10 protein-coding genes are annotated in these 7,137 nt (G+C 52.3%); 2 read left to right on the top strand and 8 right to left on the bottom strand.

Features of this window, described 5'->3' with window-relative positions; translation table 11 throughout:
• The first annotated feature begins 95 nt into the window (after positions 1–95).
• Entirely contained in the window at positions 96–1,133 is a 1,038-nt protein-coding gene (locus GX016_03060) for a GPR endopeptidase (GenBank protein ID HHT70545.1), read from the top strand.
• Between the two features lies 1 nt (position 1,134).
• On the opposite strand, the gene GX016_03055 is transcribed toward GX016_03060, so the two are convergent.
• Both GX016_03055 and GX016_03050 read right to left on the bottom strand, forming a co-directional pair.
• Positions 1,135–2,748: a DAK2 domain-containing protein gene (locus GX016_03055; protein ID HHT70544.1), complete on the bottom strand. Its 1,614-nt coding sequence runs from the start codon at positions 2,746–2,748 to the stop codon at positions 1,135–1,137.
• 5 nt (positions 2,749–2,753) lie between these two features.
• Positions 2,754–3,131: an Asp23/Gls24 family envelope stress response protein gene (locus tag GX016_03050; protein HHT70543.1), complete on the bottom strand. Its 378-nt coding sequence runs from the start codon at positions 3,129–3,131 to the stop codon at positions 2,754–2,756.
• Between the two features lie 177 nt (positions 3,132–3,308).
• Here GX016_03050 and GX016_03045 point away from each other — a divergent pair, with 177 nt between their 5' ends.
• A complete protein-coding gene (locus GX016_03045) occupies positions 3,309–3,500 on the top strand; it encodes a 50S ribosomal protein L28 (GenBank protein HHT70542.1) in 192 nt (63 codons plus the stop codon).
• Positions 3,501–3,583: 83 nt separating this feature from the next.
• Here GX016_03045 and GX016_03040 read toward each other — a convergent pair whose 3' ends face one another.
• From GX016_03040 to GX016_03015, 6 genes are all read right to left on the bottom strand, one after another.
• Positions 3,584–3,754 (bottom strand): hypothetical protein, encoded by a 171-nt coding sequence (locus GX016_03040; GenBank protein ID HHT70541.1) that lies wholly within the window; start codon positions 3,752–3,754, stop codon positions 3,584–3,586.
• Positions 3,755–3,933: 179 nt separating this feature from the next.
• Positions 3,934–4,095 carry a hypothetical protein gene (locus tag GX016_03035; protein HHT70540.1) on the bottom strand — a complete coding sequence of 54 codons (162 nt, stop codon included), beginning with the start codon at positions 4,093–4,095 and terminating at the stop codon, positions 3,934–3,936.
• A gap of 101 nt (positions 4,096–4,196) precedes the next feature.
• A complete protein-coding gene (locus tag GX016_03030; GenBank protein HHT70539.1) occupies positions 4,197–4,844 on the bottom strand; it encodes a thiamine diphosphokinase in 648 nt (215 codons plus the stop codon).
• Entirely contained in the window at positions 4,841–5,506 is a 666-nt protein-coding gene (locus tag GX016_03025) for a ribulose-phosphate 3-epimerase (protein ID HHT70538.1), read from the bottom strand. Before GX016_03025 ends, GX016_03030 begins: the two co-directional genes overlap by 4 nt.
• Positions 5,506–6,387, bottom strand: a complete 882-nt coding sequence (rsgA, locus tag GX016_03020) for a ribosome small subunit-dependent GTPase A (GenBank protein ID HHT70537.1) — start codon at positions 6,385–6,387, stop codon at positions 5,506–5,508. Before rsgA ends, GX016_03025 begins: the two co-directional genes overlap by 1 nt.
• Positions 6,377–7,137 (bottom strand): PASTA domain-containing protein (locus GX016_03015; GenBank protein HHT70536.1); only part of this gene is annotated, 761 nt, incomplete at its 5' end. The genes rsgA and GX016_03015, both read right to left, overlap by 11 nt.

The following is a 7,137-nucleotide window of genomic DNA, read 5'->3' as shown; positions in this document are numbered from 1 at the left end:
TCAAGTATATCTTTTGGTTTTCCAGGTAATAATGATGTCAGGTAAGGTTTCACTTCTCCCCCATGAGTTCTTTTCTCCGGTTTCTCCTCTCCCAAATGGCGGCCCTCCCCGGCCGCCATTACTTTTTTTACAAAGGAGCTGATTCCGTGCCCTATACTTTTTCCGCTTCCATTAGAACGGACTTAGCCTTAGAGGCTCACGAAGCGTTGCATCAAAAAGATCCCCAGCAAAGAGTGCCCGGTGTCGACACGCTAACCCGCTCTACACCTAATACTAAGGTGACCAAAGTCAAGATTACCAGCGCTGACGGTGCCCAGAGCTTAGGTAAGCCGCCGGGCACATACATCACCATTGAAGCCCCCACCTTGCGGCTCGGCGGTCATGTTATTGCCGACGAAGTAGCCCAGGTCCTAACTGAAGAGCTATCGGCCCTGGCCAACTTATCCCAAGAAGCTACCATACTCGTAATAGGCCTGGGTAACTGGAATGCCACACCAGATGCGTTGGGGCCACGGGTAGTGGATAATCTGATGGTAACGCGACACCTGTTCGAGTACGCCCCGCAGGAACTAAGAGGAGGTCTGCGTTCTGTAGCTGCTTTGGCCCCTGGAGTGCTGGGGTTGACCGGTATTGAGACTGAAGAAATAGTGCGCGGTGTTGTTCAGCATATTCATCCTGACCTGGTAATAGCGGTGGACGCACTGGCCTCCCGCAGCCTGCATCGGGTCAGCACCACTGTCCAACTGGCCGACAGCGGGATTCATCCCGGCTCCGGTGTAGGTAACAAGCGCCTGGGGCTGACAGAAGAAGCATTGGGTACCCGCGTTATTGCCATTGGAGTGCCCACTGTAATCCACGCTTCCACTTTGGCTGGAGATGCGCTGGAACTATTCTCTCAGGCCCTGGTAAGGCACAATGTGGTCAGCCCCACTGAACTAGAATCTGCCCTGCCGGCTCAAAACCAGACTGATCTGTTGGAACAACTCTTACCGGCGCGCTGGGAAGATCTGTTCGTTACCCCCAAGGAAATCGACGCCCTTATCGCTGACATGGCCCGTATAATAGCCGGTGGGCTCAATGCAGCCCTGCACCCCGGCATCGGTTCCGGTGCAGGCGAACATTATCTCCAATAGATCACTCCACCGCTATCAGATAGTAATAGAGAGGCTGTCCGCCCACATGTAACTCCACGTCGCAGTCCGAAAACCGTTCCCTGACCGCAGCCACTAAGGACTCGGCTTCTTCCTCCGTGGTCTTTTCCCCACTGAAAAGAGTAATCAGCTCACTTGCCGGCTGCACCATTTGATCCAGAATTTCAAGGGATACCTCGCTTACTTCTTTTCCAACTACTTCCAGTTTCCCGTTAACTAACCCCATTATGTTCCCGGCCGCGATATCCTGCCCATTAATGCGCGTGGACCGGATGGCATAGGTTACTTCACCGGTGATCACTTTGTCAGCGGCCGCATTCATCGCTTGGATATTGCTTTTCATATCAACATCGGGGTTAAAGGCTACCATGGCTCCGATCCCTTGAGCTATACTCCTGGTCGGGATAACTTCCACTTTTCCATCAGCCAGCTTCTGCGCCTGTTGGGCGGCTAAAACAACATTCTTGTTGTTCGGTAGTACCAACACACTGGCCGCCGGTACCCTGGCAATAGCTTCAAGCAGTTCTTCCGTACTGGGGTTCATGGTTTGGCCGCCACTAACCACCACATCCACACCCAGTCCTTCAAAAATAGACTTGATACCTGAGCCCAGAGACACTGCTACTACACCCAAAGACTTAAGTTCTTTGGTGTCTGCTAACGAAGCCTCAAATTGAGACTTTTGCTCCTGCATATTATCGATCTTAATGTCATGAAGCGACCCAAAAGCTATCAGCTGTTCCAGTACTTGTCCGGGATGATTGGTGTGGATGTGCACCTTAAGAGCATTGCCGTCGCCAACTACCAGCAGGCTGTCACCCAGAGACATCAACTTCTGTTTTACCGCTTCATCAGACAGCTTCAGTCCTTTGACCAGCAGCTCCGTACAATAGCCAAAAGCCAAATCTGAAGTAACAGCCGATTCGGATGTCTCCGGTACTGTTGCCAGTTCGGCACCGGCTTTATCGACTACCACATCTTGTCCGCTCAGACTAGCCAGCGCTCCCTCGAGAATGTGCACCAACCCTTGTCCCCCGGCATCTACAACTCCGGCTTCTCGCAGCACAGGGAGCATAGAAGGCGTCCGCTCCAGAGCCGTCCGAGCTCCAGTCAGGGCGGCTGTCAGCACCGTTTCTACATCAGCCCCTCCTTGCCGCGCTGCCGCTAACGCCTCTTTGGTCGCAAATCGGGCTACGGTAAGCATGGTACCCTCCACCGGTTTCATCACGGCCCGATACGCAGTCTTAGTTGCTTCCACAAAGGCCTGTGCCACCTCTTTGGGGCCGGCCTGATCAAGGTCCGTCCAGGCAATGCCAACTCCGCGGAAAAACTGTGACAGAATCACCCCGGAGTTACCCCGAGCACCCATAAGGGACCCGGTGGAAGCAGCCATAGCCACCCGTGACAAAGGGCTAGAGACACTTTCGGCTTCCCGTAAGGCCGCTGTAAGGGTAAGATACATGTTGGTGCCGGTATCCCCGTCGGGTACGGGAAACACATTTAAAGCATTGACTCGGTCTTTGTTTCTCTCCAAGACCGCTGTCGCCCCGCGGAGCATGTTCTGCAGCATTGTTCCGTTAATTTCTTTTACAGCCACTGTTACTACACCCCCGTACGGGCTATGTCTGCTTGTACCCCTTGGACATGAACGTCGACTCGGTTCACTTTCAAGCCCGTAACTTCTTCCACGGAGTATTTTACTCTTTCCATTACATTTTTCGCCACTTCAGAAATGCGGACTCCATAACTTACAATAACGTGAAGTGTAATGTACACGTTATCCTCGTTTAGTTTAACTTCAACTCCACGGCTCCAGTTTTCCTGACCTAACAGTTCTACAAAGCCATCGGTAATCCGCCGGGAAGCCATGCCCACCAAACCGTAGCCTTCCATAGCAGCTGCGCCGGCTAAAGTTGCAATTACCTCTTGGCCGATAGCGATCTTACCTAATTCAGTGCGGCTTTCGCTAAGCACAAACATGCCTCCTTCACTACCGATTCTTTGTTCACTATACCATAAGTATATCTGTTCTCGTAACTTGCCACAAGCATTTTGCCCCTAATGCTTTTACCGCGGCCTCTTGCGCGAACACAGAAGGTATGCTAGAATTCAAGAGGTTACTAGACTTGTTCGGCGGTATGATTTGGAGGTGGAAACATGAAAGTTTGTGCCATTTGTGGCAAAACGCGACAAATGGGAATGAAGGTAAGTCACTCCCATATCCGCACCAAGAGGGCCTGGAAACCCAACTTGCAGCGGGTAAAGATATCAGTTGATGGCAAAGCTCCACGGCGGGTGAACGTTTGTACCAGATGTCTGCGTTCCGGGAAAGTTGAACGGGCCTTATAAGAAGCGCACTTGTTGCGCTTTTTATTCTTGCGCTGATTTATCGTTAAAAGCTCAGAAGCAGTCTCAAACAAAAAAGGTTACCATTATTTGCCGGTAACCTCAAGTCGATAATAGACATGCTGGATATTATCATTCTCTATTTTGCTGTATATCTGGTTTATTTCTGCCAGAAGGACTTCATATAGGACAAGACGTCGGTACTGCGAATCTACCAACCGATAGCCGGTAGTTTTGCAGAGAATCCTCTCGCCCACCTTTCTTCTCTCCCTTCCTCGGCCTCACCCCCCTAAAGGCGCTGTCTGTCATTCGCCGCGGTGAAATACTCGGAGCAAACCCATGAGGATGGTACCGACGAACTTAGGCACTTTAATAACATGAATACGCACATTTTCCCCTCCTATCGCCAAATTTTGGGTGCATGGTAGTCCCGGGCCTAGATAGACCTAACATACAAGTACCCGCCCAAAGCAACAAGTGTAAGTCCCAACAGCATGCTCCAAGCCCATGGAGGGATGGCCAGGGCAAAAATAATAGCCCCGCCGGCAGCAACAATTCCTCCCACACTCCTCCGCCAAAAGCGTGCTCGGTGCCTCACCTCCTATCACCTCCTCTGGTACTAGCACCTGCTGCGATTTGCTTCATTATATTCTACTCAGCTTGATTTGGCTCCTGATAGTCAAACAAAAGCCCGGCCTTCTAGCCGGGCTTTTGGTCGTGGTGGTAATGGAAAACTAGCAGCACTCCTTTTTTAACCTGAATAACCCCTTCCGGGCCGGCCAGCTCGTTGCTGATGCCCACTACGGCGAAAGGATCTAGATAGGCGTCCGTCAGCGGGTACTTAAAGCCGATTTCAGTTACTCCTTCGGCCGGTCCCTGGAAAGGAAAAACCGACACTAATTCTCCTTTGGTTCCTCGAATAACCAACCTTTCAGTTACTGCATAAACAGCTAAGGTCGGGGTGACAGCTTTGACCGGAATATTTTTCTTCGCCAAGCCAGCCAACAGAATCAAATTGGCCAACGTATGATCAATCCGCCCGCCAACAGCCCCTAGAAATGTAATGTCATTGGCTCCGTGCTGGAGGGCGTAACGCACAGCCAGCTCTGTGTCGGTCTCATCTTTTTCCCGTTGGACCCGAACGAACTCACTGCCGCACTCCGCCAGCCGAGAAGCTACCTCCGGGCTTAGGGAGTCAAAATCGCCTACCACCGCGTGGGGAACAAAGCCCAACTCCAGCATAGCTGCAGCTCCACCGTCGGCAGCTACCAGTAAATCGGCCTTATTCATGTGGGGACATAAAGAGTGATCCACCTGGCCTGCGGCCGCCACTACAACTGCCCTCATTGTAAAGCACCTGCCCCGGCCTGTCTAATAGACGTTATGGCTGCTCTTATGTCTGGGCAACCAAAAATGGCCGACCCAGCCACCAACACATTGGCCCCTGCCGATACCACCGTAGCAGCTGTCTTGCGGTCAATGCCACCGTCCACTTCCAGCGCCACATCCAGCCCGCGCCTTCTTATTTCTTCGGCCACTTGTTCTATCTTTGGCACAACTGCCGGAATAAATTCCTGTCCGCCGAAACCCGGATTTACTGTCATCAACAGCACCATACCTACTAAATCCAAAACATGGGCCAGCGTATGAGCAGAAGTAGCCGGGTTCAAGGCTACAGCCGGGGTTTTGCCTAATTCCAGTATTCGGGTAATGGTCCGATGAAGATGCAAACAAGCTTCAACATGGACACAAATAATATCGGCTCCGGCAGCAGCAAAATCCTCCAGGTACCGATCGGCTTCACTGATCATAAGGTGTACGTCCAAAGGCAGATCTGTGTGCTTTCGTACCGCCGCCACTACTTGTGGTCCAAAGGTGATATTAGGTACGAAATGTCCGTCCATAACATCCAAGTGTAATAGGTCGGCTCCGGCTTCTTTGGCTCGGGCAACCTCTGCCCCCAGCGCGGAAAAATCCGCCGCCAGAAGCGACGGTGCAACCTTCACCATTACCATTTCCTCCTTAACTGGCGCAACTCCCCGGCCATTGTTAAATATGATTCAAATCTTACCGGCATCACCTGCCCGGCAGCCACTGCAGCCCGAACAGCACAATCTGGCTCGGTCTCGTGACGGCAATCGGCAAAACGGCAATTTAGAGCTATGGCTCCTAATTCGGGAAAAAGGTAGACTAGCTCCTCCGGCTCAACGTCTGGTAAGCTCAAGGTACTAAAACCCGGCGTATCAGCTACCCAGCCACCTACAGCCAGCGGCAGTAACTCCACTTGGCGGGTAGTGTGGCGACCGCGCTGAGTTCGCGGGCTAACCTTACCGGTAGCTAGCTTCAGTCCTGGTTCCAGGGCGTTCAGCAAGCTTGACTTGCCCACCCCAGACTGTCCGGCTAAAACGGTGATGCAGTCACAGAATTCCTCTTTGATGGAGGCCACGTTGGTCATAGTTTTAGTGCTTACACTATAAACACGATAGCCGGCCAGTTGATAAGGCACCAGCAGTTCTTCGTCCTGACCGGGTCGCTCAAGCAGATCGACCTTGTTCAGGCACACTACAATCTCTAACCTAGCCGCTTCTGCTTGAACCAAAATACGATCTATGAGCATATAGTTGGGCGGTGGCAGATCCACAGAGAATATTACCACTAACTTGTTCGTATTGGCTACCGGAGGACGCAACAAGCGGCTCTGCCGTGGCAACACCTGGTCAATTACTCCGTCGGTCAGTTCCGTGGTGGTAAATGCTACTCGCTCACCGACCAAAATTTCTTCTCGCTTTTTCAGGGTGCCCTTAACTGTGCAACGATAAGTCTCTCCGTTAGCGGCTACAAAAAAGAAACCTCCCAGGGCTCGAGTAACCAGCCCTTGTTTACGTTCCACTGCCGGCACTGACAGGAAACTCCTTCCATGTATCTCCGTCAAGATCTACCCGCACCTTGTTCTGAGGCCTAGCCTTAAGTGACAAGCTTACCTTCTTACCGGGGGCAAGCCGCTCCTGGAAAACGCGCTGCTCGTTTTCGGCGCTAACCACCCAGACTTCAACCAGTTGTTGGGGCGGTCCGTCGGGGACAGTTACATTCAACGTAAAAGTCACCAATTCGGCCTCAGCCAGTGGTCCCTGGCTTACAATTAAACTGATGCTATCTCCCTCCTGAACTGTAGTTCCCAGCGGCGGATCAGTACGCACGACTTTGCCCACACCATAGATGTTGCTTGGTTCTTCGCTAATACCACCAAGTTCCAGGCCTGAGGCAGTTAACTCGCTCTGAGCCACTGCCAAATCTTTCCCGGCTAGGTCCGGTACCACCACCGGTTGTGGCGGTGGGCCCAATGAAAGAACTAACGCTACCTTGGTCCCGGCCGGCACTTGAGTTCTGGGGGCTGGTTCCTGGCCCAATACCAACCCAACAGGTGTAACCGGATCGTATTCTTCCCGTAATGTGCCTGCTTCCAGATTCCTTTGGGCCAATACGGCTGCGGCTCCAGCCTGGGTCTGGCCGCGAACATCAGGTACCTGGGCCAATTCACGGCCTTTGCTAACAATCAGGCCGACTTTTTCGCCGACACCGCTTTTTCTAATTGAACTCGGTTTCGGTTCCTGATCTACTACTACGCCTGCTTCTTCTTCGC

It is taken from the genome of Bacillota bacterium, from assembly GCA_012837285.1.
In the GTDB taxonomy this organism is placed as follows: Bacteria; Bacillota; DTU030; order DUMP01; family DUMP01; genus DUNI01.
The sequence above is the reverse complement of the archived record's forward strand: the minus strand, read 5'-3'. Positions and strand labels throughout refer to the sequence as shown.